The sequence below is a fragment of the Chlorobium ferrooxidans DSM 13031 genome (assembly GCF_000168715.1).
GTDB classification, from domain to species: domain Bacteria; phylum Bacteroidota; class Chlorobiia; order Chlorobiales; family Chlorobiaceae; genus Chlorobium; species Chlorobium ferrooxidans.
Genome location: NZ_AASE01000001.1, coordinates 51921 through 77691, shown reverse-complemented (window position 1 = coordinate 77691; position 25771 = coordinate 51921). Strand labels below are relative to the sequence as shown.

Sequence of the window (25771 nt, the reverse complement as noted above, 5' to 3'; positions counted from 1 at the left end):
CCTGGGCGATTATTTCTTTATCTCCGGGATCCGGTTTTTCCGGAACTGCCGGGAACAAAGATAACCGTTCTTTTCCTTTTTTACCGAAACACTTTTTCTCACTTTTCTGATGTTCCTCTTATCGGCGCTGGATATGATTGATCACCTCCGCTAAGCGGTCAATCTCCTCCCTGGTGTTGTAGAATGCCAGTGACGGCCGTATGGTGCCTTCAACGCCGAAGCGTCGCAGTGAGGGCTGCGTGCAGTGGTGGCCGGTGCGTACGGCAATGCCCTCCTGGTCAAGCAGTTTACCGACCTCCTCATTGGGGAGATTGTTCAGTACAAAGGAGAGAACACCGACCTTGTTTTGTGCTGTACCAATCAGTCGCAGTCCGGGAATCCCGATCAGGCGCTCGGTACCGTATTCGGTCAGCTCATGCTCATATCTTGCGATGTTGTCAAGGCCTATTTTGCGAACGTAGTCGAGTGCCGCACCGAGACCGACCGCATCACCGATTGAAGGTGTCCCGGCTTCAAACTTGGCCGGAGGTTCATTATAGACGGTCTCTTCAAACCGCACATCCTGAATCATGTTGCCGCCGCCCTGCCATGGAGGCATCAGTTCCAGCAGCTCCCGTTTACCGTAGACAACGCCTATGCCGGTCGGAGCAAATATCTTGTGCCCTGAAAAGACAAAGAAATCAGCATCAAGATCCTGAACGTTGACAGGAATATGTGCCACCGACTGTGCGCCATCAATCAGCACTTTTGCATCAAAGCGTTTGGCCAACTGAATCATCTCCCTGACGGGCAGAATGGTTCCAAGACCGTTTGACGCCTGTGTCAGCGAAACAAACTTTGTACGCGGGCCGAGCAGTTTTGTGTACTCCTCCATAATGATCTCACCCCGGTCGTTGACCGGAACAACCTTGATTCGGGCGCCACGCTCGTGAGCAACCATCTGCCATGGGACAATATTGGCATGGTGTTCGAGGATGGAGAGCACAATTTCGTCCCCCGGCTGGAGGAACTTGCGACCCCAGGTCTGCGCCACCAGATTGATCCCTTCGGTGGTGCCACGGACATAGATGATCTCGGATGTTGAAGCGGCACCAATAAACTGGCGGATCTTTTCACGTGCACCCTCATAGGCATCGGTTGCTCTTGCGGCAAGCGTGTGAGCACCCCTGTGGATATTGGAGTTGTCGGTAGCATAGAACTGCGCAACCGCGTTGATAACGCTCAGCGGCTTCTGGGTTGTGGCGGCATTGTCAAACCAGACAAGCGGTTTGCCATGAATGTTCTGGTGCAGCACCGGAAAATCCTTGCGGATGGTGGCAACGTCAAACCCTTCAGGTGTATGCAGGGGTTGCTTGGGCTCACGTAAAAAATAGTAAGGATCAACAAGTGAGGTATCAGGGATGCTGAATGGCAGATTCGTCGTGCCGGGCAGAGCAGCAGTGTTATTCGGCACTATCGGGGCTGGCGCTTTTCCTGGCAGTTCAGGTCGGGAAGCGGACTCAGGTTTGAGATTTGCCGGTATCCCTGCTTCCGGGATGCCGGGAAGAGCAGGAGAAGTAACTCCATTGGCACGGCGAAGCGACTGAAATACCGAAGAGAGATCAGGAGTTCCCTGTTCAAATTCGAAGTTCCGGTAGAGCTTTTCGGCGTAGCATTGACCTTCTGCCGGGTCTCCGGCAGTTTCCGGTACTCCGGGAAATTGCTGCTGTGGCAGGTGGCCAGAAAAAGCTTCGGGGGTAACAGCCTGCTGGTTGATTTCTGGACGGGATGATGCAGCTGACTCCGGATCCTGTGCTGCTGCAAGAAGCAGATTGAAGGAAAAATCATCCTCACCCGGAAGACCGCTGTTCAGCGTGGTGAAAAACGGGGCAATGCTCTCCGGGCTGGCCTCAGCAAAGCCATCAGCACTCTCCGGTTTTGGAGGAAGGGTACGGCGGATAAACTGATCGAGTCCGTATGAGCCGTTGCTGTTCTCCGAGTAGTTCTGCTGGTCGGTCAGCTTGTTGGCATGGTGTCCAAGCGGTTCCTCTTTTTTTGCCGGAGCAGGGGAGAGAAAATAGAGATCATGCTCCGGTGAGGGGAGGGCATCACCCTGAAAATACGGGATTTCCGGGTATGCCGGCAGCTCCTTCAGCTGCGAATTGTCGGGGAGGTGCACTGCCCCCTCGTCAGAAGCCACCCCTGATTTATTACTGAGGCTTTCTGCAAGTGAAGCAGGGGCCGTAGCGACATCGGTTTCATATTTCGGAACGCTGCCGGCCTCGGGAAGATCATTGAACAGCCTGCTGGCGATCTCTGCAATGAGTGTCGGGTTGATCGCTTCACTCTCGATTCCCGGAATGTATGGTTGTTCGTATTCTCTCGGCATAACTCCTTTGGTAATCCATACCGGTCAGGATGTTCAGTTCCTGACCGGTATGGTGGTTTTTCGGTTCCCTTTACTTGGTTTTGGCAGCTGTTTTGCGATGCTCGTAATCGTGATAGTAGCCGACTTCGACATTTTCAAGTACGGCAAGTGCATCATCGGTCAGCACAGCCAGTGAGGAGTAAAGGGTCAGGAGATAGGATGCGACCCCAAGCTTGTCGAGACCCATCAGTCTTGCCGAGAGGCTCGGGCTGATCTCTCCGGGAATACCGGCCTGATGCAGACCCACCACACCCTGCTCATTTTCACCGACACGAAGCAGAATGATATTTGTGGTGCCGTGACCCGACTTGTTGTTTTTGTTGATTTCAAGTTTGTCGCTCGGAATAAGCGGAACACCCCGCCAGGTCAGAACCGGGGTTCCAAACAGGTTGATAGTGGCAGGAGGAACACCGCGCCAGGTGCACTCCCGCTCGAAAGCCGCGATGGCTTTTGGATGCGCGATAAAGAAAGCCGGTTTTTTCCACACCTTTGTCAGGAGATCGTCAAGGTCATCAGGTGTCGGTGTGCCATAGCGGGTGCTGATACGCTGTCCGGGATCAACGGAGTAGAGAAGACCGAACTCACGATTATTGATAAACTCCCACTCCTGACGCTCCTTGATACCCTCGATCGTCAGGCGCATCTGTTGCTCTATCTGGTTGTAGGGCTCATTGTAGAGGTCGGAAACCCTTGTATGTACGCGGACTACAGTCTGGATTGCCTGCAGCGAGTATTCGCGGGGTTTGTTTGTGTAATCGACATAGGTTTCCGGAATCTCGACATCTTCAGCAAAGCCGGCGACAAGGTCGATATGCTTTTCACCATGCGTGTTGACGGTGGAGCGGATTTTCAGGTATTCGGCAACGGTCTTCTGGAAGGACTCCTTCAGGGAAGGGGACTGGCGGAAGAGCTTCTCGATATCGACACTTGAAAGCGAGAAAAACGATCCGGGAGTGATGGTCCGGATGGTAACCGAAGAGGGTTTATCGGATACCAGATCCTCGGCACCGAAGTACTCGCCTTCAGATAGCAGTGCAATGCGAAGCTCCTCGCCATGGAGACCCTTGCTCAGTATCTCTACCTGGCCATGCGCGATGATGAAGAGTTTATGGCGGTCTTCACCTTCCAGAATGAGGGTACTGCCAAGCTCGGCCTCTTCAAGCACAAACTTTTTGGCGATCTGGCTGATGATATCATCTTCAAAGGATGCAAAGAGGGGAATGCTTTTAAGGGCTTCAGGTTTGAACGAGGCGATTCCTTCCTGAAAGTTGATACCGATCCGTTCCGGTTTCTGCAGCTCTATTTTGGTGCGGTTTACCCTGTAGGTCCCCGATGAGACATGCACCCACGGGAGCAGCTTCAACAGCCACCTCGGGGTGATTGACATCATCTGAGGAACGGTTTTGGTCGTGTTCGCCAGATTTCTTGCTACAGTAGTGGTTACACTGCGCTGTAAATGACTGTTCGATTCCCGTTGTGCGTTTGACATGAGTTGTATGCAGGTTTAAGAGTGTAAGAGGGTGAGTCTGACTGTTTGATACCGGGTTATGCTCATTTTAAATGCCGCCGCCGTCCGTAAAGCTGCTTTCAACGGCTTTCTGCTGCAGTACCCTTGAGTTTGGCGGTAGACTTTTTGTCTGCCAGACGTTGCCTCCGATAATGGAGTTTTTGCCGATGGTTATTCTTCCAAGGACGTTGGCATTGGAGTAAATGACGACATTGTCCTCGATAATCGGATGACGGGGAACATTCTTTGCAGGATTTCCGTCGTTGTCGAGCGTGAATTTTTTTGCCCCCAGTGTTACCCCCTGGTAGAGCCGTACATGGTTGCCGATAATGCAGGTCTCCCCGATAACCACACCGGTTCCGTGATCAATGCAGAAATATTCGCCGATATGGGCACCCGGATGAATGTCTATACCGGTTTCCGAATGAGACATCTCGGAGATGATTCTCGGAATAAGCGGTACACCGAGCGAGAGCAGTGTATGTGCTGCGCGGTAATTGATCATAGCCCGGATAGAGGGATAGCAGAAGATGATTTCACCATAGTTTTTAGCGGCAGGATCACCATCAAAGATCGCTTTGACATCAGTGCACAATTTCCTCCGTATTTCCGGCAGAATCCCGATAAACTGCTCTGCAACGCCTTCGGAATTTTCACCGGAAGCAGTAGTGTGATTGTTCTCATGATTGAACTGCTGAACACTTCGGATCTGCTCTGCAAGCAGCAGGTAGAGCTTTTCCACACGAACACCAAGGATGTGGGGAAGAGAGTTCTGTCGCTGAATCGGCTCGCCGAAATATCCGGGAAAGAGAATAGAACGGAGCAATTCAACAATTGCCTTGAGCTTTTCAATCGATGGATGCAGCCGCTCATGATCAGGCAGAAAGTCACATGCACCACCACCGGAAACGGCTAAAAGCTGTATGGTGTTTTCAATGATACTGCTGCTTTTTGTTTCCATGATTACCCATCTCCCGGAGCCGGATGCCTTTCCGGATAGTTCATTGTATTTGAAAAATTGATGTCATAGGGACCGGACGGCAGGAAGCATTCCGATCTCCTGCCGCAAATCCTTTTCTGTTCATGCCCCTGAGAGAGCAGCAACAGATTCATGCTCAGATATTGACCTGCTCGGGCTCAAACTGGTAGAGAAGGGTTGAGAGGTAGCGTTCGCCGGTATCAGGAAGGATAACGACAATATTTTTACCCTTGTTCTCCTCACGCTGGGCGAGTTGCAGTGCAGCGTACGCCGCAGCTCCCGATGAGATGCCGACAATGAGTCCTTCGGTGCGGGCCAGAACCCGTCCTGTACGCAGGGCATCCTCGTTCTTTACCTGGATGATCTCGTCAATAATACCGGTATTGAGGATGTCAGGGATGAATCCTGCGCCGATTCCCTGTATTTTGTGCGGTCCGGGCTTTCCTCCGGAGATAACCGGGGAGTCGAAGGGCTCAACGGCAACAATTTTCACACCCGGGTTCCGCTGCTTCAGCACTTCACCGACACCGGTGATAGTGCCGCCGGTACCTACGCCGCTGACAAAGAAATCGACCTTGCCGTCGGTATCCTTCCAGATCTCCTCGGCTGTGGTTCTGCGGTGGATATCAGGGTTGGCCGGGTTCTTGAACTGCTGGGGGAGAAAGGAGTTGGTATATTCCGAGTGAAGTTCTTCAGCCTTTCTGATGGCGCCGGGCATCCCTTCCGGTCCTGGAGTAAGAACCAGTTCGGCTCCAAGAGCCTTGAGCAGGTTGCGGCGTTCAATACTCATGGTTTCAGGCATGGTGAGAATCAGGCGGTACCCTTTGGCCGCGGCAATGAATGCAAGGGCAATACCGGTGTTACCGCTGGTCGGTTCAATGATGACGGTATCCCTGTTGAGCAGGCCCTTTTTCTCGGCGTCCTCGATCATGGAAAAACCGATACGGTCCTTGACACTGCCGCCCGGATTGAAGTATTCAAGTTTGGCGATGACCGAGCCCAGAGCTTCATGTTCAAGGCCGAAATTGCCAAGTTCAAGCAGCGGGGTGTTACCGATAAGGTCAGTCAGTTTTTTTGCAATACGTCCCATGGTTGTTGATTGTTTAAGCGTTTGTGAATAGTTCAAGATGAAGAATATGCCCCGTAATGTAAATCCCCTGTAAAGGGCATCTTTTATACCGCAAATAGGGTATAGGTATGTCAGATGTGGTATTCAATATTGTCTATCAATCCGGCTTTGATCGCGTACATCATGAGCTCCGGGCTGCTTGAAACGCTCAGTTTCCGGAAAATGTTTTTTCTGTGTGTCATGACCGTATGGAAGCTGATATGTTTTTTGACTGCAATCTCTTTTGTTGACAAGCCTGCGGCAATCAGACGGACGATTTCAATTTCTGATGTTGTCAGGAGGCTCGCATCTTCCATCGGCCCATCCTTTTTCAAAAGAATATCAAGCACGTCACCGGAATAGTATTTTTTCCCTTTTAATGCCGCTTCAATAGCATGAAAAAGCTCATCGCCATCATCCGTTTTCAGTACAATATTTTTAATTCCGCTGTCGTTCAGCTCCTTGATCTTGATGTGTGTTATTGCGTTGGTCAATATGATTATTCCCATATCAGGGTACTGCTTTCTTATCTCGCCGAGATCGTCGATTGAATCAAAATCGAAAAGTGTGTAATCCGTAATGACAAGAGATATGGTCTCCTGGTGCAGATACTGCAGGAGCCCGGCCTTGGTTGAAACAAGGTGTACCACCTGGTAAAGCGGAGAGAGAATTGACTTGAGTGCTTCGTTCGTTAAAAACTGGGTATCAGCAACTACAAGAGTGATATTTCTTTTATGATTGTTCATGGTCAGATACCTGCCCCGTTTTCAAAAACCTCTTCTATCATTGCAAGAGCTCTGCATCCGTTCCGGCCTTCAGCTGTTACCTTGAGCTTTGTTCCTGAAATTGCGCAAAGGGTGAGCATCTCAAGTAAAGATTCAGCACTGGCTGTTTCACCATTTTTTTTCTCAAGCAAAATGGAGCACTGCTGTTCTCTGGAAATCCTCAGGATTTTTGCAGCAGCACGGAAATGGAGGCCGTGAGGAGTCTTTACTGTGAGATGCTTGTTCACCATGGTTGTGTTGTTAATGGATATAAAACAGTTGGCAGCTCTATAAATTGTCGTGAGCGGTTCGAGGGTGAGGCGGACGGAGCGGAGAAACCGGAATGTACACGTAGTACATGAGGATTTTGAGCACCGCCCAACTATACCATCGAATTGCGTAATAGATTTATAGAGCTGTCCGGGATTTATTTTTTGATCAGCTTGGACAACCACCCCTGCTTGTGCGACTCCTCCGTATGCAGCACTTCATCAAGAGCCTCAATCAGATCATCGGGATGTTCAAGGCCGATGGAGAGGCGGATCAGGTCGGGTGAGAGACCGCTCTCAAGCTGCTGCTTTTCCGTCAACTGACTGTGGGATGTGCTTGCCGGATGGAGGATAAGGCTTTTGGCATCACCGACATTGGCGAGGTGAGAGAAGAGCTTGATGGAGTCGATGATTTTTACGGCGGCATCGTATCCCCCTTTAACGCCGAATACCACGACACCACCGAATCCGTTTTTCAGATCTCGTGATGCGAGGGGGTAGGATGGATCGTTTTTCAGTCCGGGATAGCGGACCCAGGTCACTTCCGGATGTGCTGCAAGGTACTCTGCAATCTTGAGTGCATTTTCACTGTGACGGACCATCCGGACGGGGAGGGTTTCGATACCCTGAAGAAAGATCCATGAATTATCCGGAGAGATGCTTGCACCCAGATTTCTGAGCGGAACCGTACGCACTCTCAGGGCAAATGCTATCGGAGCCAGTGGTTCCGGAAGGTCAATGCCCCAGCGAAGTCCGTGATAGTTCTTGTCCGGTTCGGTAAAGAGCGGGTGCTTTCCTCCCTTCCAGTTGAAACGCCCGGCATCGGTAACAATACCGCCGATTCCCGTTCCGTGGCCCCCAAGCCATTTGGTGAGGGAGTTTATCACAATGTCAGCTCCCAGATCAATGGTTTTGAGCAGATAGGGGGTGGTGAAGGTTGCATCGACAATCAGCGGCAGGCCGTTTCGGTGAGCCACTTCGGCAATTGCCTTTACATCGCTGTAATCAAGGACGGGATTACCGATGGTTTCAATATAGAGTGCTCTTGTTTTTTCAGTTATCGCACGTTCGAAATTGGCAGGGTCTTTCGGATCAACAAATTTAACGGTAATTCCAAGTTTTGGGAGAATGGCATCGAACTGGGTGTAGGTGCCTCCGTAGAGATTGTTTGCCGAAACGATCTCATCTCCGGCTTCGGCAATGGTGATGATGGTATTGAAAATCGCGGCTGTGCCTGATGCGAGTGCTACGGATGCGGCGCCGCCTTCAAGTTGTGTGACCCGTTGTTCCAGCACATCGGTTGTCGGGTTCATCAGCCGGGTGTAGATATTGCCCAGCTCTTTCAGGGCAAAGAGGTTTGCGGCATGTTCGGTGTTCTTGAAGAGATAGGAGCTGGTACGGTAGACCGGAACTCCTCTCGACTGGGTTGCATCAACACTCTGGCCTGCATGCAGGGCGAGTGTTTCAAAACGGTAGTTTGCTGAACTCATTGAAAATTCTCCTTGATTGATTAATGATGATGCTATTACACTTTTTTAGAAACAGGACGATCGCAAAAGTTATTGTTGCTGTTTTGGACCGAAAAATTTAAAGCGCTGCAAATTGAACTGGTAGAACAAGAAGCAACCGAAGCAGAACCCTCCGAGGGCAATGGCTGCGGCAACGGCGACAAATCCTGAGAGAATCCACCCGGTAAGGGGGGCGCCAAGCAGGAATGCGAACTGGGCACCTCCGAGCAATATTGCTGCTATGGAGTTATTGAAACGCATGAGCTTCGGGTCTTCAGTGGCCGCACGTTTGTTTTGTTCTGCAAAAATTCGCGATCCGACAAAGAAGATGAGGCTCCCTTTTCGGCCAAACACAACGGATCCGAGAATGATCACAAAGAGCAGGGTCGTAATAACCGGCTGCTGCGTGAGAATGGCAGCAACAATACCGGTAAGCAGGACGACCCGGTTCAGTTTGACAACCGGAAGTGGTATTCCGGTGCACACGGTTGAATCTGTTGATTTCAGTGAATGGGACATGGCTGGTTGTGGTTCGTTTTTTTGGTGTAAAAAAATCTGTTTGACAATAAAAAAAGCCGGTACTGACAATTCAGGACCGGCTTTTAAAAGAGTGTACGCATTTCATGAATCCATGTGGGGCTACAATCTCCTCCGGTATATTCCTGTATCAGAGTTGCTCTGCATTCCGCAACAGCAACAGCTTGTACAGATTATGTTGGAGGTCATTGCTTTCATGATTCGACGTCTTGTTGATTACGTATTAACGATTGTTAACCATTTTTCGGAAACTTTCCAAATAAACTCTGTTTTTTTCTTGACTTCCTCTATCAGAAAAAACAGAGGAAGTCAGGATTGAATGCTTGTTCTATTACACTGTTTTCAGTTCAGTTAACACCAAGTATCACACTTGATGCCTTGAAGAGTGCACAGGCATGATCGCCCTCTTTGAGTGCAAGTTTTTCCGAACTGCCATGGGTGATAATTGCCGATATGACGTTGCCGCCACCGATTTCGACATCAACCTCCGTGCTGACCGGACCTTCGATAAGCTTGCTGATGATGCCTGGCATGATGTTGCGGGCACTCAGTTTTGCATCGTGCAGCTCCTGTGCGATAATGATGGAGCTTGATTTGACGATGGCATAGGCGTTCATGCCATTTTTCAGACCGAGGTTGTCAACTGCTCCGTTGGTGATGATGGCTGTGATGCGGGTCTCTTCGCCGATCAGAAGCGTGACTTCCGCGTTTACCGCGCCTCTTGTAATGTTGTCAATAGTACCCGAAAAGACGTTGCGTGCACTGATTTTCATGGATATTCTTTGTAAAAATTGATAAAGATTACTTGCGTCGCCGAGACGGCTTTCAAGATTTTGGAGATACTTCCGGTGCTCTTCCTGAACAATCCGGAACTGTTCGATAACTTTTTTTCCCTCCCTGGTCAGAACGGTGCCGCCACCGCCTTTTCCTCCTGTTACACGGTCAACAAGAGGCTTTTCAGCGAGATTGTTCACCATATTGACCAGATGCCATGCGGTTTTATAGCTGATCCCGACGGCCTTTGCTGCACTGTTGATGGAGCCGAGCTCATCGATTTTTTCAAGCAGGGCAATTCTCTCTCCGCCAAGATATTTGTTCTCGGCTTTCTGAAACCAGATGGAGCCTTCAAGGCCGACCGCGTCTTTATTGCATTTCACCATCCTCCTCCCGCATTGGTTATAAACGGTTACGTATCTGGTGTCTGGCGCACACACTTGAACCGGAATATAAGTTTTCCGTGTAATCTGCCATTACGATTTCACTCTACACGTATTCGATTACAGCGCAACCAATGCCTCTTCGGAGAACGACTCCTCACAACAGACCACAAATAAAAGTCGCCATCGTCGAAAGCAAAAAAATCACCATCATCGCCACTTGCTTTATCGCTGACTACCTCCTTGATGAACAAAATCTGCCATTGAAACGGAGAATCCTTATGCAGGTATGTTCATGGGGCCCTCATGACGCTCCTCTTCGGCACCGCCCCCGCCCTGATTCTGGTCGGAAAGGTGGTAAACACCATCAGCCAAACCACCCGCAAACGCTTCTACCGCATCGCCAGCCTCATCATGATTGCCACAGGCGTATGGTTTATTGTTGCAGCACTGTAGGGGCGTATTGCATACGGCCCCATGCGTACCCCAAAATCATGCAATAATTTTTTAATAGTATATTGACGTAAAAACAACAACATGACAAGATGACATTCAATCCTGCCAAACATCATGATATTGGCAACATAGAGTTTGATGAGGACTTTTTCGAGATCAGTATTGATGGCGAAATAAGGAGATTTGATCTGCAAAAAATCTCTCCGGCCTTGCATCAGGCCAATGAAACGGAAAAGCAAACTTTTGAAGTCTCCCCTTCCGGCTACGGAATACACTGGCCACTACTGGATGAAGATATCTCCATTGATGCACTGCTCGGAATTGTCAGTGCGCCTTCAGGCGAAAGGAAGACGGGATATATCGCAACACCGATGTCAGAGGGCTTGCCGAAGTAAACCGATGAAAGAACAATAATATCTACCCCGCTTTTGGCATAATCGGCAGCATTATTTTTAGTGATGCCGCCTGCGGCGGAAATTTTTACTGATGGAGCCTGTTTTCGAATTTCGGGAACCAGCAGCGCCAGCTCAGCCGGTGAAATTTTATCTGTCTGGACCACATTAGCCCCTGCAATAGCGGCTTTCAGCGCCTCTTCCGGATTTTCAGCCTCAACAATGATTTTATGTTCCGGTACTCTGGCTTTCAGTGCTGCAATCGAGCCGAGAAACCGGTCAACCCCCCCAAGAAATTCGGTGTGCTGGCGAAAGACAAGGATGGACTCTGAAAGGCCAAGGCGGTGGGGCAGTGCTCCTCCGGCCATGATGGCCTTCAGTGAAATTTTTTTGGTTCCGGGAAAAGATTTCCGGGTTGTCACAACCACTATGCCGGGATTGACCTCATGCACAAGAGTAACTATTTCCCGTGTTCTCGTCGCGATACCTGAAGCATATTCCAGGATGTTGAGGGCGACTTTCCATCCGGCGTGAAGCGCTTCTGCACTCCCGCTTGCAGAGAGAACAATCGCTCCTTCAGGAACCGAACTGCCGCTTTTCATACTGAAGTTAACTGAAGCGCCGCATTGCGCAAGTACCCTGGAGGCCTCTTCGGTGCAGCAGACGACGGTCTTTTCGCGGCTTGTAAAGATTATCTCTCCATTTAAACCGCCAATGCCGAGCAGTGATGTTGTCAGATCACCATAGGGCAGATCCTCTTCGAGGAAGCGCTCAATATCAGACTCAGGTAGTTGGAATGTCATCATGTTGTTTTGTCAAATGCATCAGAAAAATAGCCGGATTTATAACAGCCGGCTGAACGAGGAGGCCTTTATTGCGGCAAAAAGGGTAGAGCCGGGAGTGATATCGAGCTCATCAGCGGCAGCACGGACAATTTCCGCAACCAGTTTTTCACCATTGGCAGAGAGAACAATACCGACTCTTCCGTCGGAATTGAACATCTCCGTAACCCTGCACTCCAGAAGATTGCGGGCACTGATCGCTTCCGGGTGGTTTTTAAACAGGATGATCTCTCGCGAAGAGAGTTCGAACAGTGACTCTTCATCGGGTTTTCCATCCGAGATGCAGAGGCTGTTGGTGCCCCAGCGATATAGATAGAGGCCGTTCTGAAGAACCGGATTGGCAAGACGCAGCAGATTGAGGTAGCCTTTCGGGCTCTCTGCCATCCTGTTTCGTGCAAGTCGCTCAGGAGTCGTTGTTTCCGTAATTCTGCCCGCGCTTACTACAAGAACCTGCTCGGTCATCAGTTGCATCTCTGTCAGCGAGTGCGAAATAAAGAGGTAGGGTATCCTGAACTCTTCACTTACGCTTTTCAGGTAGGGGATGATCTGAAAGCGCAGCCGGTCATCAAGAGCTGAAAGCGGCTCATCCATGAGCAGAAGGCGGGGGTTGGCCAGAACTGCCCTGCCGAGTGCGACCCGCTGTTTTTCTCCGCCGGAGAGATGTTTGACTCCCCGGTTCAGCAGTGGTTTAAGCTTAAGGAGATCGATAAGGGATTCCGGCTTGATGTGTCTGTTTTCGATAGCACATCGTTTATAGCCATATAACAGGTTTGCCTTGACGCTCAGGTGAGGGAAGAGCATGGAGTGCTGAAAAACAATGGCAATCCGCCGCTTTTCCGGGGATAGGTCGATTTTTTTGCTGCTGCTGAAGAGGCTCTCATCGTCAAGGAAAATTTCGCCCTTATCCGGTTTCAGCAAGCCTGCAACAAGATTGACTACAGTGGACTTTCCGCTTCCGGAGCTGCCGAAAATTCCGATTCGCTCTCCTGAAACATCGGCATGCGCTTCAAGGGAAAAGCTGCCCAGTTTTTTATCTGCATCAATTCGAAGTCTCATTGATCGGTACTCCGCTGGAGCTGTTTTCCCAGCATTTCATGCAGCAGGAGTACGGCAACCGAAATAATGACTGATACAAGGCAAAGCGACAGAGCCATCGCACTGCCTGAAGGTGAACTGGCGTAATCATAGATTGCCAGGGGAATGGTTTGCGTTCGCCCCGGAATATTTCCCGCAACAATGATGGTGGCACCGAATTCACCAAGACTCCGGGCAAACATCAGGGAGGCTCCGGCGAAAATGCCTCTGAGAGAAAGAGGCAGAATAATGGTAAAGAGAGAGTCATACCAGGATGCGCCAAGACTCCGGGAGGCTTCGACAAGCTGGCGGTCAATTGACTCCATGCCAAGGCGAATCGATCGGACAAGGAGGGGAAAGCCGACAACTGCCGAGGCGATAACGGCGGCCTTCCAGGTGAAAATCACCTCAAAACCGGTTTCTCTGAGCAGTTTGCCTGCCCAGCCCTTGTTGCCGAGCAGAAGCAGAAGAAAATAGCCGATAACAACCGGAGGCAGGGTGAGCGGGAGGTTGACAAGAACTTCCAGAACCACCTTTCCCCGTAATGTTTTGAAGACCAGCAGCCATGCGACAGCAAAGCCGAAAGGCAAAGAGAGTACTGTCGCTGAAAGCGCAACTTTCAGCGACAGTACGATTGCTGTTATATCTTCCGGAGTCAACTGCATCTTCTCAATAGTACAACTTCAATAGTTCCTGTGTTCAGTGCCTGGTGATTGTTCTTATTTAAGGATAAATCCGTATTTGGTGAGAACCGATCTGGCTTCCTTGCCCTGAAGATAAGCAATGAAAGCTTTTGCTTCACGGTTCTGTGCGGCTTTATTGGTCAGTGCCATCGGATAAACAACACGGGGATAGAGAGCCTGCGGAACGGTAAAGAGCAGTTTCGATTTTTTTGCCAGCAGTGCATCGGTTTTGTAGACGAAAGAGCCGTCGACCTCTCCGAGTTCTGCGTACATAAGGCATTCGCGAACATCCTTGGCCATGACGAGCTTGTTGGTGAGTTGAGAGATTACGCCTGCTTTGGTTATGGCAGCCGTAGCATACTCACCGGCCGGAACGCTTTTCGGGCTGCCGATCCCGATTTTGTCGAGTTTCGGGAGATCCTTTATTGATTTCACCCCTTTATTGGTCGTGCCGGTAAAGACAAGCGAGTTGTAGGCAAAGGTCTTGATAGTTGATGCATCGACCAGTTTTTTGTTGTTCAGATAATCCATCCACTCTCTATTTGCAGCAATAAACAGGTCGGCAGGGCCGCCATTTTCAATCTGCCCGGCCAGTGTTCCGGATGGTCCGAAATTTTTCAGAAACAGAGTGCCGGGATGTTTTGCGCTATAACTGACAGTCAATTCATTGATTACCTCTTTAAGGCTTGCGGCAACCGAGAGGTTCAGCTCTCCGGCTTTTGCCGTCAGGGTGGTCATCGTCAGCAAAGCAAAGCAGAGGATGGTGACCTTTTTCATGGCTTGAATCATTGTCATGTTCATGGTGACTTCTTTCGTTTTCGTTATGTATTATATGAAATAACGGAGATTGAAAAAAAATCCGCACTGCCGTTGTCTGATACAACAGGCAGTGCAGATCGGAAAACTTAGTTGATCAGGTGATCTTCGCAGGATTCACCCTCTTCAAGTGCATCAAGAATGTCGTCGATTTTACCTTCGCTGTCAATTTCACCGTACCAGAAGTTTTCAGGATAGACAACAAGGACCGGCCCTTTTTCGCAGAGGTTGAGGCATCCGGTTGCCGAGACGGCAACGTCGCTCATGCCTCGGTCAGCGAGCTCGCTTTCGATATAGGGGATAAGGCTGAGCGACTCTTTTTTGTGGCAGATTCCCTGTGGTGTGCCCTGTGCACGAAAACTTGCGCAGACAAGAATGTGATGTTTCGGTTTGTCCATGATGGTTTTTGTTTTGTTGTTTTTTTAGATCGTTTGTTATTACCCGCAACCTCCGCCGGTTCCGCTGCAGCTTGAACCGCATGCGTGAATCTGGCTGCTTTTCATGAGGTGTTTCAGATCCTGGCCGCAGAAGACGCCGTAGACGGCCTCCTCGATGATCCCTTCCAGCACCATAACCTCTATGCCATGCTCATTCAGCACTTTGGTCGGTGAGCCTCCCGCTCCATTGACGAGCAGGGCCCGGCAGTCTTTGAGAATACCGGCCAATTCCTCCCAGCGCTGCTGGCCTCCGCCGGTTGGGGGAGCTGTTCTTGAATCGACCAGCACGCACTCATTTTTGTCATAATCCATTCCGTATATGAGAAAGCGTTCGGCTTCACCGAGGTGCTGGTTGATCAGAACACCTTCCAGAGAGCTGACGGCGACAAAGGGACGAACATCAGTCGGATTTTTTGGGAGTGCTGCGGCTTCAGCCAGTTTCTGCATCATCTCTTCGCTGTTGATTTCACCGATTATACCGACTGCGTCGGCGCGGCAGCGGGAGCAGTGTTTCATCTGCGGCAGATATTCGCTTGTGGCTTTCTGGATTTCAGCGACCATATCCACCGATGGCTCCGGAATGTTTTCAAAAACGGTTTCGGTGGTGCTGTAGTAGGGCATGCAGTTCAGAATATCAGCACCCAGTTCAGCCACTTTACGGGCGACTTCGATCACGTGGGTATCGTTGATCCCCGGAATGATGATCGAGTTCACTTTTGCGGTGACACCGGCCTCCTTCAACCGTTTAAGGGCTTCAAGCTGGTTGCCGATAAGCACTCTTGCTGCGTCAATGTCGCGGTACATCTTCTTGTTGTACCGAACCCATGCATAGATTTCCGAACCGATTTCAGGATCGATTGCATTGATGGTGATGGTTACATGGCTGACCTGAAGTTCGGCAAGTTCATCAATGTAAGGCAGCAGGTCAAGGCCGTTGGTTGCCACACAGAGCAGCATCTCGGGATATTTTGCCCTTACGAGACGAAGGGTTTCCATGGTCTCGTTCGGATTGGCGAAGGGATCTCCGGGGCCGGCAATACCGACGACGGCGATGTTCGGAGAGAGGATCATTGCCTGATCGAGATAGTGCATTGCCTGCTGCGGCGAGAGGATTTTACTCGTAACACCAGGGCGGTTTTCATTCATGCAGTCGAATTTACGATTGCAGTAGTTGCACTGGATATTGCATTTCGGTGCAATAGGGAGGTGGATACGCCCGAACTTGTGGCGGGAGGCATCGTTGAAACAGGGGTGGTTTGCGATTTTCAGTGTCATGGTTTCCTCCCTTTTACATATAAGTATAGCCGATTGATGAAGCATTCTGCCGCTGTTCGATAACGGTGTTGACAATCCGGTCGAAGAGCTCCTGGGTTCCTCTGTACCCGATATGATGCGCTCTCTGTCCGCCAAACCGGTCATGAATCGGGAAGCCGATTCTGAGCAGCGGGATATTGTTTTTTCGTGACATGGTATAGCCTTTACTGTTGCCGATCAGGAAATCCGGTTTCAGTATTTTGGCCTCATCCTCTATATCCATAAAGTCGACCCCTTCACGCACCTTGATTCCCTGTTCCTCCAGGTCCGGAATCAGCTCAATGAGCCGCTGTTTGAGCTGCCCGCTTTTTCCTCCCGAGGCGCAGAGAACCGGCATCATGCCGATTTCGCGAAGAAATGCGGTCATGGCGACAACAAGATCCTCCTCTCCGTAGAGGATCACCTTTTTCTCAAAGACATATTTGTGACCATCGGCATAGGCATCAACCAGACGGCGCCGTTCATCCTCATATTTTTCCGGCCGGGGCTGCTCTGTCAGGGTTTCGAGCAGATCGAAAAATTTGTCGCTCTCCTTGATGCCGATCGGCAGAGAGAGCTGGTGACGCGGCACACCAAAAGCCTCTTCGAGATAACCGGCTGCCGATTTCGATGCGGCAAGTGTTGAGGTGAACTCAATGCTTGCTGTTGCTTTTCCGGCATTTGCTATGGCGCTTGCCGGAGTGCCTCCCGGCGGAATACGGTGGTACTCGCCCCACGGTCCGCCATCCATCGTCTGTGAATAGTCAGGCAGGAGCATACAGGGGAGTCTGAAATCAGTGAAGATCTCTTTGAGGTAGCGCAGATCTGCCGGTGAAACCATGTTCGGGAACATATTGACAAGGTTCTGACGCTCACCCTTCTCTGCCAATGTCACAACCGTAGCCCTTACGGCGGCATGGAAGCCGTCGATATGACTGCCCTGATAGCTTGGAGTTGACGCATGAATCATGATCGGCATGGGAGTGCCGTTTCTGTATGTCTTTGTATACTCCCGCAGGATCATGGGGACATCATCTCCTATGGTCTCGCTCAGGCAGGTGGTCGCGATGCCGATTACTTCCGGTTTGTACTGCGCGGTGACGTTTTTCAGTCCGACCTGCAGGTTATGGCTGCCGCCGAATACCGCGCTCTCTTCATGGAAGTTGGACGAAGCGATATCAATCGGCTCCTTGTAGTGGCTGATCAGGTAACGGCGAATGTAGGTCGCGCACCCCTGGGAGCCATGGAGGAACGGCACGCAGTTCTCTATGCCGCGGAAGGCAAGGCATGCCCCGAGCGGGTTGCAGAGCTTGCAGGCATTCTGTGTTGCTGTTTTTGCGTGTTTCAACGGTTACCTCCTTTTCGTGGAGCGAACTGCCATACCGGACTCATGACCGACTGGTAGACCTCCAGTGCAAAATTGTACATACCGACAAATCCGGCGAGAGGGATTTTTCTCTCATGGTTATGATCGCAGAATCCGATGCCGAGCTTGAAGGCGATCGGGCGCTCCTTGACCCCTCCGATAAGCAGGTCGGCCTCTTTTTCAAGGATGAATTTCGAGAGCTCAACAGGGTTGGAGTCGTCCACAATCACCGTCCCCTCATCGCACATCTCCTTGAGTCGTTTGTAATCATCTTTATTGCCTGTCTGGGATCCGGCAAGTACGACCGACATGCCGATTGAACGCAGGGCTTTGATAAGAGAGAATGTTTTAAATGCGCCACCGACATAGATAGCTGCTTTTTTGCCGGTCAGTGCTTTTTTGAATTTCTGCAGTTCAGGGTAAAGCTTTTTTACCTCCTCGCTGACGACCTGCTTTGCTGCTTCCATGATCTCCGGATGATCCGGAAAGTGGAGAGCAACATCGTAGAGCGATTTTGACATATCCTCAATACCGAAATAGGATACCCTGATATAGGGGATGCCATATTTCTCCTCCATATCCTTGGCAAGCGAAGTCATTGAACCCGAACACTGTACCACATTGAGTGAAGCTCCGTGTGCGCGTTTTACCGCATCGATTCGCCCGTCACCGGTCAGGGTGGAGACAACCTCGATACCCATTCTTTCATAGTACTTTCTGATGATCCATGCCTCTCCGGCAAGGTTGAATTCGCCGAGAATGTTGATGCTCAATTTGCTGATCCCTTCGGTCGATCCTGTGCCGATCAGCTTCATCAGCGCAAAGCATGCGGCTTTGTAGCCATCTTTCTTGGTGCCCTTGAACCCTTCGGAATGAACCGGCAGTACCGGAATTCCTGTTTCTGCGGCAACTTTTTTGCATACGGCGTCGATATCGTCACCGATAAGGCCGACAATGCAGGTCGAATAAATAAAGGCAGCTTTCGGTTTATACTGCTCAATCAATTCAATAAGTGATAAATAGAGCTTTTTTTCACCGCCATAGATGACGTCCATCTCCTGCAGGTCGGTAGAAAAACTTAACCGGTGCAGTTCAGGTCCTGATGATACGGCGCCCCGGATATCCCAGGTATATGCCGCGCAACCTATCGGCCCGTGAACAATATGAATGGCATCGGCCACAGGGTAGAGCACAACCCTTGATCCACAGAAGACGCAGGCACGCTGGCTAACCGAACCTGAGAGGCTGGAGGTCTCGCAGGCTATGTCGGAGAGCTCCGCACCTATCTTTTTTTCAAAGACCTGCTTCTCTCTTCCCTCAAGAATACCAATATGTTCCATAGCCGCTACTCCTGATAAAAATGTTACTACAGGGAGCATCCCCGACGAATCGGGGTTTGCATCCCATAAACCCAGGGTTGAAACCCTGCGCTACCTATCTCCCGCTCCCACGGAGCTGAAGATTACATCACCAGTTCAAACTTCTCTTCCAGTGCATCCCTGTCCTGGCGATCCAGAATGGCGGTCAGGATCTTCTCAACCAGCCTCAGGCCGCCGCTGTACCCGACACTCGGGAAGTAGCTGTGGCCGATACGGTCGAGAATCGGGAAACCGAAGCGGATGAACGGAACATCTTCGTCACGGGCCATGTATTTGCCGTAGGTGTTGCCGATCAGCAGGTCAACCGGTTCATTCTTCATCCACTGATGCAGGAGGAACATATCTGCACCAATGCCATTCTTGAACTTTGTCTCCGGTGAGCGCTCATCAAGAATCTGGCGCATCTGTTTTTCAAAACGCTGCCCTGGTGTACCGCTGACAATGTGAACCGGCTTCATGTTCAGGTCGAGCAGGAACTCGGTCAGCGGAATGATCTGGTCAGGGTCGCCGAAGAGCGCAACTCTTTTCCCGTAGAGGTACTGCTCCATATCAGCAATGACATCGACAAGACGTCCCCGGTCAGCAGTGATCTCATCGGGTACCGTTACATTTCCGGCCTTGCTGAGCGCCATGATGAAGCGGTCTGTTGCTCTCAGGCCTATCGGCATGTCAAGTGTTTCAAACGGCACCTTGCACTTCTTTTCCAGTGCAATGGCTGCCGGTTCAGCACTGATACTTCCGAGGGCAAGCGAAGAGAGGCTGTCGCCGGTGCTCTGAAGTTCGGCAACAGTTGTTCCGCCTTTCGGATAGAAAACATGTGTTCCGGTCTGCGGTGCATCAAGCACGTCAGAGGTGTCAGGGAAGAGCACAATGTTTACACCGAGCTCTTTTGACAGACGCTTGATTTCACGCATGTCCGAAGGTTCCATCCACCCGGCAATAATGTTGATCTGGTTTTTCTTGCTGCCGGTTGAAACTGCAAACTGATCGGCTATGCCGGCCACCATGTTTGCATAACCGGTAACATGTGAACCGATAAAGCTTGGGGTGCTGGCAAAAATGACATGCTTTCCTTCCGGAATTTTCCCGTCATCCCTTGCTTTTCTTGTGATCTGCTGCAAGTCATCACCGATGGTTTCACTCAAACATGTCGAGTGCACGGCAATGATATCGGGATCATAGACCGAAAAGATGGTTTCGATGGCAGCCAGCAGGTTTGCCTGGCCTCCGAACACCGATGCACCTTCGGTAAAAGAACTGGTAGCCGCCATTACAGGCTCCTTATAGTGGCGGGTGAGGGTGCTGCGATGATAGGAGCAGCACCCCTGAGAGCCGTGGCTGTGAGGCAGACAGCCGTGAACACCGAGAGCGGCATACATCGCACCGATCGGCTGGCAGGTTTTTGCCGGGTTGATGGTCAACCCTTCACGCTCTTTAACCTCTTTTGTAGTATGTCTTAGTAGCATAATGGAATAATCTCCGTTTTCCTGATTACTGTGTAACGTAAGTGGCTTCGAGCGCTGCACCGTTTCCGGCTTTTTCCCATGGAGCCTTGATCAGCTTCCATACCGGGTTGTTTACCATGCGATCGATATCTTTATAGAAGTTCACTGCACCCTCAAAGCCTGTATATGGTCCGCCGTAGTCGTAGCTGTGAAGCTGCTTCAAAGGAACACCCATCTTCTGTACCACATACTTCTCCTTGATACCTGCGCAGAAGATATCGGGTTTGTAGATCTCGATCAGCTTTTCAGACTCATAGTGGCTCAGGTCATCAACAACCAGTGACTTTTTGGTCATCTGCTTCATCATGCCTTCGTAGCCATTGATCTCAAGACCCTTCTCCTTGAGCGCTTCAAGTTCCGCTTCGGTTTTTCTCGGGTTGTAGAGCTCCGGATCAGCTACCACCTTCAGCTCCTCGATATTCTTGCTGTCGGCATCGATCTTGATGTTTGGCAGCACCTCGCGGCCTTCATAGTCATCACGGTGAGCAAACTCATAACCCGCAGCAACGGTTGTCATGCCAAGTTCGGTAAAGAGATCCTGGTAGTGGTGTGCTCTTGAGCCGCCGACAAAGAGCATGGCTGTCTTTCCCTTTGTTCTTGGCAGAATCTCATCGATGATCGCCTTTACCTTCGGCATCTCTTCGGCAATTACCGCTTCAACCTTTGCCTTGAGCTCTTCATCACCAAAGTACTCGGCAATTTTCCTCAATGACTTTGCTGATGATTCGGCACCGACAAAACTGACCTTCATCCACGGGATTCCATACTTGGTCTCCATCATGTCGCCCATATAGTTGATAGAGCGGTGACACTGGATGACGTTAAGATCAGCCATGTGAGAGTTTTCAAGCTGCTTCACCGTCGAGTTGCCGCTGAACGACGAGATCAGGGTCAGGCCGGCTTTTTCGAAAATGCGTTCAATCTCAAAAGCATCACCGCCAATGTTGTATTCGCCCAGAAGGTTCAGCTTGAACTTGCCTTCACTCGGGGTGTTGTCGCGTCCAACCATGTGCTTGAAAACACCATTGTTGGCTATGTGGTGGCCGGCAGACTGGCTGACGCCCCTGTACCCTTCACAACTGAAACCGAAAACGTTACAGTCGCCGAGTTTTTCCTTCATCTCTCTCGAAGCTGCATGAACGTCATCACCGATCAGACCAACCGGACAGGTTGAAAAAATAGCGATGGATTTCGGGTGAAAGAGGTCGTAAGCCTCCTGGATAGCCTGTTTCAGCTTTTTTTCACCACCGAAAACGATATTCTCCTCCTGCATGTCAGTTGAAAAACAGTAGGGAATGAAGTTGGCATCCTCCAATGACTCTGGCCTCGTCTGGTTACGGCGGGTCATCCATGCATAAAAACTGCACCCGATCGGGCCGTGAACGATGTTGACGATATCACGGGTAGGTCCGAGTACCACACCTTTACAACCGGCATAGGAACAGCCGCGCTGTGTGATGATTCCCGGAACGGTACGGACGTTGGCCTGTACTTCCGGAATTATTTGAGGATCGTTAACAATAATCGACTTTGCCCGCTTTTTTGCGACCTTGGTCGGATATCTTTGTATCAGCTCCTCCCTAACCTGGGAAGGATCCGGAAAATGTGTGTTCGCCTCCATGTAACTCTCTCCTTTTACACCTGTTAAATGTTCTGCATTAATTCAGCGCTTCATCGCCTGCTTCACCGGTTCTGACTCTTATTGTTTCGACAATCGGCGTCACAAAGATTTTTCCGTCACCGGGATTGCCGGTCTGGTTAGTCTTGATGATGGTCTCAATTGCCATGCTGCACAACTCATCAGGAACGACGATGGTCACAATTCTTTTTGCCACCAGCCTCGGTGCACCGCCAAGCTGAGCGATTGCCTCCGGATGTCCTGCTTCGGCTCCCTTGAGAATGTCGAAATGAACCTGGCCTTTTCCCCGTCCCATAACCCTTCCGGTTGCGGTGAATGCCGGGATGCCTGCATCGATAAGCGCCTTTTTGGTTTCATTTACCTTGTTGATCCGGATTACTGAAATAATCTCTTTCATCAGGCCTCCTTTTCTGTTGCGAGCAACGGTTCGGTCTCTTTTTCACCGCTGCTGATGGTGTAGACCTCTTCGACACTTGAAATAAAGATTTTGCCGTCACCGAATTTTCCTTCACCGCTTGACTTTGCATTCTCGATGATGGCCCGGATCACGAAATCCTTGTCATTATCCGGAACCACCACAATCAGCATCTCTTTGGGGATTTCATCATAGACAACATCACCGACACGAAGTCCGCGCTGCTTTCCACGTCCGACAACCGAGATTTTTGTAACAGCCGGGAAGCCTGCTTCAAGCAGCCCCTGCATGACCTGATGTACCTTTTCCGGCCTTACGATTGTTCTGATCATTAACATGTGTGTGTACTCCGTGTTTATTAGTTAGCGATACCAAATTCAATGAGAAGCGCTTCAAGCTCTTCGATTTCAAGCGGCTTGGGGATAACGAACATCTTGTTGTCATGAATCTTCTGCGCAAGAGCACGGTACTCATCAGCCTGCTCATGGGTCGGATCGTATTCAATAACCGTCTTGCGGTTGATCTCTGCGCGCTGCACAAAGTTGTTACGGGGTACAAAGTGAATCATCTGTGTACCGATCTTTTTTGCAAGCTCTTCAATCATCTGACGTTCGTTGTCAACATTACGGCTGTTGCAGATAAGGCCGCCAAGACGTACTCCACCGGTATCGGCATATTTCAGGATACCTTTACAGATGTTGTTGGCTGCATACATGGCCATCATCTCACCGGAACAGACGATGTAGATCTCTTCAGCTTTTCCGTCACGGATCGGCATGGCAAATCCACCGCAGACAACGTCACCGAGAACATCGTAGAAAACATAGTCGAGATTCCATTCATCATCGAAAGCGCCAAGCTGCTCAAGCAGGTTAACCGAGGTGATAATACCGCGACCGGCACAGCCAACGCCTGGCTCAGGACCACCGGATTCGGTGCAGCGGGTATTTCTGTATCCCTCTTTGATGATATCTTCAAGTTCGACCTCTTCACCCTCCTCGCGAAGCGTATCGAGCACTGTTTTCTGCTGAAGTCCGCCGAGGAGCAGACGGGTTGAGTCAGCTTTCGGATCACAACCGATAACCATGACATTTTTTCCCATTTCAGCCAGACCGGCAACCGTGTTCTGTGTTGTGGTTGACTTGCCGATGCCACCTTTTCCGTAAATAGCGACTTTTCTCATTTTTGTAACATTTAAGGTTATAGCTGCCTTCTTCGAAAGATATTCAGGTGTAATTAACCATTAGCCTGAATAGTTATGATATTAGTTAGCAATATGCGTGCCAGACTTCGTGTTTTTACCGGAATGGTTGAAGCGCGGGAACAGGGTTGCTCATAACTCCGCACAGGGAGAGGGTTTCGGGGTTTTCTGTGAAGGTGATTTTCTTTTAAAGCATTGTAAATTATAAGTTAGCAGCTCTTTTTCTGGGTTGGAAATACCTACAATTTTGTATGAAAATCCGAAAACCTGCAAAATTGTATGAAATGCAGTGGGAAGTGTAGTTTTCCTGTGCTTTCCGGAAATGGCAGTGGCTACACTGTCCTGATTTTTAATGAGACAGGAACATTTTTATCTCAACCGGCAATCAGAGCGTGATGATGAAAGAGGAGTCAGGCCGTGAGCGTGTTGCGGAGTCCGTATGCTTGATTTCAGATAAAAAAATACATAAATGTAGGTTATTGCATCTTGAGAAGATTCTGTATTGCCGCTATGACGATAGGCATTCCGGATAGGTATTGCCGGTACGTTCATCACGGCCCTGAAACCGTGAGGAGTATGGGTGGATGGCGGGAAAATTATTTTTTTATAAAAAAGGGGAGCGGATTTTCTTTTCAAAGGCGTTATGATAATAGTGTGCTCTTTTACCTGGCGGTTATGCAATTAAATTTATCGTTGCTCATGAAATCTTTTTTGCATCGTCATCTCGATCCCGGCATGAAAGGAGAGAGAGGCGCAAAATTTTGCAGCAGTGATTCCGGTTCCATTTCGCAATCGCAAACTGCCGAACCCCTCAAGCCGGTCGCTTGCACCTCCTCACCTGTGACCACTTTCGGCCTCTTTGCTTTGGGAGCGCTTTCTGTGGGTGCACTTGCTGTCGGAGCACTGGCTATCGGCAGACTCGTTATCGGTAAAGCCAGAATTGCCCGACTTGACATTGGTACACTGCATGTTAAAAATTGTGAGTGCGGATGCCATCAGGGTCCTGATGGGTCGGATAGCTCCTGCTGCGGGAAGTGACCGGGGATAGTTAAGGTGTTAAATTTAATACATGATATTATGCATAAAAGAGAGCTTGGCAATACGGATATGCGCATTACTCCCATCGGTTTCGGAAGCTGGGCTATAGGGGGCGGAGGCTGGGCTTATGGCTGGGGTGCGCAGGATGACGGCGATGCCGTGGAGGCAATTCAGCATGCGGTTGAGCTGGGAGTCAACTGGATTGATACGGCTGCGGTTTACGGACTTGGACATTCAGAGGAACTTGTTGCCAGGGCTGTCGCCGGTATGAAGCACAAACCGTATATTTTCACCAAATGCTCTTTTGTATGGAATGAGCAGCATCAGATTACCAATAGTCTCAAACCGGATTCAATACGGCGTGAGTGTGAAGCGAGCCTGAAACGGTTGCAGGTTGACTCCATTGACCTTTACCAGCTCCACTGGCCGAATCCGGAGTCTGATTTGGAAGCGGGTTGGCAGGAGATGGCCCGCCTCAGGGAGGAGGGTCTGGTTCGCCATATCGGTGTTTCCAACTTTTCAGTTGCTCAATTGCAGAGGGTTATGGCTATTGCACCGGTAGCTTCAGTTCAGCCACCATACTCAATGCTTCGACCCGCCGCTGAAGTTGAACTTCTTCCGTTTTGCCTGGAGCATAACATCGGAGTTATTGTCTATTCACCGATGCTTTCCGGTATGCTGACCGGTGCAATGACCCGTGAACGCGCAGCAAACTTTTCAGCGGATGACTGGCGTCGCCAGAACAAGGAGTTTCAGGAGCCAAGTCTATCGGCCAATCTCGAACTGGTTGAACTGCTCAAGCGTATCGGTGCTCCCCATAAACTTTCGCCGGGAGAGGTGGCCATCGCGTGGACCCTGCGAAACCCGGCGGTTACCGGTGCGATAGTCGGAGGTCGCAATGCCTCCCAGGTTGAGGGGATAATCGGCGCGGGGGAGTTCAGGCTGAGTCAGCAGGAGATCGGCATTATTGATCTGCATATTGCCGGAATGCCAAAGTAA

25 protein-coding genes and 1 pseudogene are annotated in these 25771 nt (G+C 50.3%); 4 read left to right on the top strand and 22 right to left on the bottom strand.

The window, feature by feature from the left end; all coding sequences use genetic code 11:
• Positions 1–118 precede the first annotated feature (118 nt).
• The 9 genes from CFERDRAFT_RS00340 to CFERDRAFT_RS00295 all read right to left on the bottom strand — a co-directional run bounded on the left by CFERDRAFT_RS00340 (position 119) and on the right by CFERDRAFT_RS00295 (position 10239).
• Positions 119–2368 carry a cysteine desulfurase gene (locus tag CFERDRAFT_RS00340; RefSeq protein ID WP_006365192.1) on the bottom strand — a complete coding sequence of 750 codons (2250 nt, stop codon included), beginning with the start codon at positions 2366–2368 and terminating at the stop codon, positions 119–121.
• 70 nt (positions 2369–2438) lie between these two features.
• On the bottom strand, positions 2439–3896 hold the full coding sequence (locus CFERDRAFT_RS00335; RefSeq protein WP_006365191.1) for a family 2B encapsulin nanocompartment shell protein: 1458 nt from the start codon (positions 3894–3896) through the stop codon (positions 2439–2441).
• Between the two features lie 67 nt (positions 3897–3963).
• On the bottom strand, positions 3964–4875 hold the full coding sequence (gene epsC / locus CFERDRAFT_RS00330; RefSeq protein WP_006365190.1) for a serine O-acetyltransferase EpsC: 912 nt from the start codon (positions 4873–4875) through the stop codon (positions 3964–3966).
• Positions 4876–5029: 154 nt separating this feature from the next.
• A complete protein-coding gene (gene cysK / locus CFERDRAFT_RS00325) occupies positions 5030–5983 on the bottom strand; it encodes a cysteine synthase A (RefSeq protein ID WP_006365189.1) in 954 nt (317 codons plus the stop codon).
• Between the two features lie 110 nt (positions 5984–6093).
• The gene (locus CFERDRAFT_RS00320) at positions 6094–6747 is read right to left on the bottom strand and encodes a LuxR C-terminal-related transcriptional regulator (RefSeq protein ID WP_006365188.1); all 654 of its coding nucleotides are present in this window, start codon (positions 6745–6747) and stop codon (positions 6094–6096) included.
• A gap of 2 nt (positions 6748–6749) precedes the next feature.
• Entirely contained in the window at positions 6750–7016 is a 267-nt protein-coding gene (locus CFERDRAFT_RS00315; RefSeq protein WP_040432798.1) for an HPr family phosphocarrier protein, read from the bottom strand.
• Between the two features lie 176 nt (positions 7017–7192).
• Positions 7193–8524: an O-acetylhomoserine aminocarboxypropyltransferase/cysteine synthase family protein gene (locus tag CFERDRAFT_RS00310; RefSeq protein WP_006365187.1), complete on the bottom strand. Its 1332-nt coding sequence runs from the start codon at positions 8522–8524 to the stop codon at positions 7193–7195.
• Between the two features lie 69 nt (positions 8525–8593).
• Positions 8594–9061, bottom strand: coding sequence for a DUF4395 domain-containing protein (locus tag CFERDRAFT_RS00305; protein ID WP_006365186.1), 468 nt, complete (start codon positions 9059–9061; stop codon positions 8594–8596).
• Positions 9062–9426: 365 nt separating this feature from the next.
• Complete coding sequence (locus CFERDRAFT_RS00295; RefSeq protein ID WP_006365185.1) at positions 9427–10239, bottom strand: TOBE domain-containing protein; 813 nt, start codon at positions 10237–10239, stop codon at positions 9427–9429.
• Positions 10240–10542: 303 nt separating this feature from the next.
• Between CFERDRAFT_RS00295 and CFERDRAFT_RS11815 the strand changes: the two genes are divergently transcribed.
• The gene (locus CFERDRAFT_RS11815) at positions 10543–10692 is read left to right on the top strand and encodes an urease accessory protein UreH domain-containing protein (RefSeq protein WP_232209716.1); all 150 of its coding nucleotides are present in this window, start codon (positions 10543–10545) and stop codon (positions 10690–10692) included.
• 89 nt (positions 10693–10781) lie between these two features.
• Positions 10782–10949 (top strand): annotated as a pseudogene (locus CFERDRAFT_RS12520) (DUF2442 domain-containing protein); the annotation flags it as partial.
• A 5-nt stretch (positions 10950–10954) separates the two neighbouring features.
• Here the strand turns inward: CFERDRAFT_RS12520 and modD are convergent.
• From modD to nifH, 13 genes are all read right to left on the bottom strand, one after another.
• The gene (gene modD / locus CFERDRAFT_RS00290) at positions 10955–11890 is read right to left on the bottom strand and encodes a ModD protein (protein ID WP_006365184.1); all 936 of its coding nucleotides are present in this window, start codon (positions 11888–11890) and stop codon (positions 10955–10957) included.
• Positions 11891–11926: 36 nt separating this feature from the next.
• Positions 11927–12982, bottom strand: a complete 1056-nt coding sequence (gene modC / locus CFERDRAFT_RS00285) for a molybdenum ABC transporter ATP-binding protein (protein WP_006365183.1) — start codon at positions 12980–12982, stop codon at positions 11927–11929.
• Positions 12979–13665, bottom strand: a complete 687-nt coding sequence (gene modB / locus CFERDRAFT_RS00280) for a molybdate ABC transporter permease subunit (protein WP_006365182.1) — start codon at positions 13663–13665, stop codon at positions 12979–12981. Before modB ends, modC begins: the two co-directional genes overlap by 4 nt.
• 54 nt (positions 13666–13719) lie before the next feature.
• On the bottom strand, positions 13720–14472 hold the full coding sequence (modA, locus tag CFERDRAFT_RS00275; protein WP_198002375.1) for a molybdate ABC transporter substrate-binding protein: 753 nt from the start codon (positions 14470–14472) through the stop codon (positions 13720–13722).
• A gap of 116 nt (positions 14473–14588) precedes the next feature.
• Positions 14589–14897 carry a (2Fe-2S) ferredoxin domain-containing protein gene (locus CFERDRAFT_RS00270; protein ID WP_006365180.1) on the bottom strand — a complete coding sequence of 103 codons (309 nt, stop codon included), beginning with the start codon at positions 14895–14897 and terminating at the stop codon, positions 14589–14591.
• A gap of 39 nt (positions 14898–14936) precedes the next feature.
• Positions 14937–16211, bottom strand: coding sequence for a nitrogenase cofactor biosynthesis protein NifB (nifB, locus tag CFERDRAFT_RS00265; RefSeq protein ID WP_006365179.1), 1275 nt, complete (start codon positions 16209–16211; stop codon positions 14937–14939).
• 13 nt (positions 16212–16224) lie between these two features.
• The gene (locus CFERDRAFT_RS00260) at positions 16225–17577 is read right to left on the bottom strand and encodes a nitrogenase component 1 (protein ID WP_006365178.1); all 1353 of its coding nucleotides are present in this window, start codon (positions 17575–17577) and stop codon (positions 16225–16227) included.
• Positions 17574–18935: a nitrogenase iron-molybdenum cofactor biosynthesis protein NifE gene (gene nifE, locus CFERDRAFT_RS00255; protein ID WP_006365177.1), complete on the bottom strand. Its 1362-nt coding sequence runs from the start codon at positions 18933–18935 to the stop codon at positions 17574–17576. Before nifE ends, CFERDRAFT_RS00260 begins: the two co-directional genes overlap by 4 nt.
• 122 nt (positions 18936–19057) lie before the next feature.
• Positions 19058–20440, bottom strand: a complete 1383-nt coding sequence (gene nifK, locus CFERDRAFT_RS00250) for a nitrogenase molybdenum-iron protein subunit beta (RefSeq protein WP_006365176.1) — start codon at positions 20438–20440, stop codon at positions 19058–19060.
• A 25-nt stretch (positions 20441–20465) separates the two neighbouring features.
• Positions 20466–22100, bottom strand: coding sequence for a nitrogenase molybdenum-iron protein alpha chain (gene nifD / locus CFERDRAFT_RS00245; protein ID WP_006365175.1), 1635 nt, complete (start codon positions 22098–22100; stop codon positions 20466–20468).
• Positions 22101–22137: 37 nt separating this feature from the next.
• Positions 22138–22515, bottom strand: a complete 378-nt coding sequence (locus CFERDRAFT_RS00240) for a P-II family nitrogen regulator (RefSeq protein WP_006365174.1) — start codon at positions 22513–22515, stop codon at positions 22138–22140.
• Positions 22515–22871, bottom strand: a complete 357-nt coding sequence (locus CFERDRAFT_RS00235; RefSeq protein WP_006365173.1) for a P-II family nitrogen regulator — start codon at positions 22869–22871, stop codon at positions 22515–22517. Before CFERDRAFT_RS00235 ends, CFERDRAFT_RS00240 begins: the two co-directional genes overlap by 1 nt.
• A gap of 20 nt (positions 22872–22891) precedes the next feature.
• Positions 22892–23716 carry a nitrogenase iron protein gene (gene nifH / locus CFERDRAFT_RS00230; protein ID WP_006365172.1) on the bottom strand — a complete coding sequence of 275 codons (825 nt, stop codon included), beginning with the start codon at positions 23714–23716 and terminating at the stop codon, positions 22892–22894.
• Positions 23717–24469: 753 nt separating this feature from the next.
• Here nifH and CFERDRAFT_RS12425 point away from each other — a divergent pair.
• A complete protein-coding gene (locus CFERDRAFT_RS12425; RefSeq protein WP_232209715.1) occupies positions 24470–24772 on the top strand; it encodes a hypothetical protein in 303 nt (100 codons plus the stop codon).
• Positions 24773–24811: 39 nt separating this feature from the next.
• Positions 24812–25771: an aldo/keto reductase gene (locus tag CFERDRAFT_RS00220; protein WP_006365171.1), complete on the top strand. Its 960-nt coding sequence runs from the start codon at positions 24812–24814 to the stop codon at positions 25769–25771.

Bases quoted from the DNA above. Each gene is read 5' to 3' on its own strand.
- CFERDRAFT_RS00340 (WP_006365192.1), bottom strand. From the start codon at position 2,368: ATGCCGAGAGAATACGAACAACCATACATTCCGGGAATCGAGAGTGAA.
- CFERDRAFT_RS00335 (WP_006365191.1), bottom strand. From the start codon at position 3,896: ATGTCAAACGCACAACGGGAATCGAACAGTCATTTACAGCGCAGTGTA.
- epsC (WP_006365190.1), bottom strand. From the start codon at position 4,875: ATGGAAACAAAAAGCAGCAGTATCATTGAAAACACCATACAGCTTTTA.
- cysK (WP_006365189.1), bottom strand. From the start codon at position 5,983: ATGGGACGTATTGCAAAAAAACTGACTGACCTTATCGGTAACACCCCG.
- CFERDRAFT_RS00320 (WP_006365188.1), bottom strand. From the start codon at position 6,747: ATGAACAATCATAAAAGAAATATCACTCTTGTAGTTGCTGATACCCAG.
- CFERDRAFT_RS00315 (WP_040432798.1), bottom strand. From the start codon at position 7,016: ATGGTGAACAAGCATCTCACAGTAAAGACTCCTCACGGCCTCCATTTC.
- CFERDRAFT_RS00310 (WP_006365187.1), bottom strand. From the start codon at position 8,524: ATGAGTTCAGCAAACTACCGTTTTGAAACACTCGCCCTGCATGCAGGC.
- CFERDRAFT_RS00305 (WP_006365186.1), bottom strand. From the start codon at position 9,061: ATGTCCCATTCACTGAAATCAACAGATTCAACCGTGTGCACCGGAATA.
- CFERDRAFT_RS00295 (WP_006365185.1), bottom strand. From the start codon at position 10,239: ATGGTGAAATGCAATAAAGACGCGGTCGGCCTTGAAGGCTCCATCTGG.
- CFERDRAFT_RS11815 (WP_232209716.1), top strand. From the start codon at position 10,543: ATGACGCTCCTCTTCGGCACCGCCCCCGCCCTGATTCTGGTCGGAAAG.
- modD (WP_006365184.1), bottom strand. From the start codon at position 11,890: ATGATGACATTCCAACTACCTGAGTCTGATATTGAGCGCTTCCTCGAA.
- modC (WP_006365183.1), bottom strand. From the start codon at position 12,982: ATGAGACTTCGAATTGATGCAGATAAAAAACTGGGCAGCTTTTCCCTT.
- modB (WP_006365182.1), bottom strand. From the start codon at position 13,665: ATGCAGTTGACTCCGGAAGATATAACAGCAATCGTACTGTCGCTGAAA.
- modA (WP_198002375.1), bottom strand. From the start codon at position 14,472: ATGATTCAAGCCATGAAAAAGGTCACCATCCTCTGCTTTGCTTTGCTG.
- CFERDRAFT_RS00270 (WP_006365180.1), bottom strand. From the start codon at position 14,897: ATGGACAAACCGAAACATCACATTCTTGTCTGCGCAAGTTTTCGTGCA.
- nifB (WP_006365179.1), bottom strand. From the start codon at position 16,211: ATGACACTGAAAATCGCAAACCACCCCTGTTTCAACGATGCCTCCCGC.
- nifE (WP_006365177.1), bottom strand. From the start codon at position 18,935: ATGGAACATATTGGTATTCTTGAGGGAAGAGAGAAGCAGGTCTTTGAA.
- nifK (WP_006365176.1), bottom strand. From the start codon at position 20,440: ATGCTACTAAGACATACTACAAAAGAGGTTAAAGAGCGTGAAGGGTTG.
- nifD (WP_006365175.1), bottom strand. From the start codon at position 22,100: ATGGAGGCGAACACACATTTTCCGGATCCTTCCCAGGTTAGGGAGGAG.
- CFERDRAFT_RS00240 (WP_006365174.1), bottom strand. From the start codon at position 22,515: ATGAAAGAGATTATTTCAGTAATCCGGATCAACAAGGTAAATGAAACC.
- CFERDRAFT_RS00235 (WP_006365173.1), bottom strand. From the start codon at position 22,871: ATGTTAATGATCAGAACAATCGTAAGGCCGGAAAAGGTACATCAGGTC.
- nifH (WP_006365172.1), bottom strand. From the start codon at position 23,716: ATGAGAAAAGTCGCTATTTACGGAAAAGGTGGCATCGGCAAGTCAACC.
- CFERDRAFT_RS12425 (WP_232209715.1), top strand. From the start codon at position 24,470: ATGAAAGGAGAGAGAGGCGCAAAATTTTGCAGCAGTGATTCCGGTTCC.
- CFERDRAFT_RS00220 (WP_006365171.1), top strand. From the start codon at position 24,812: ATGCATAAAAGAGAGCTTGGCAATACGGATATGCGCATTACTCCCATC.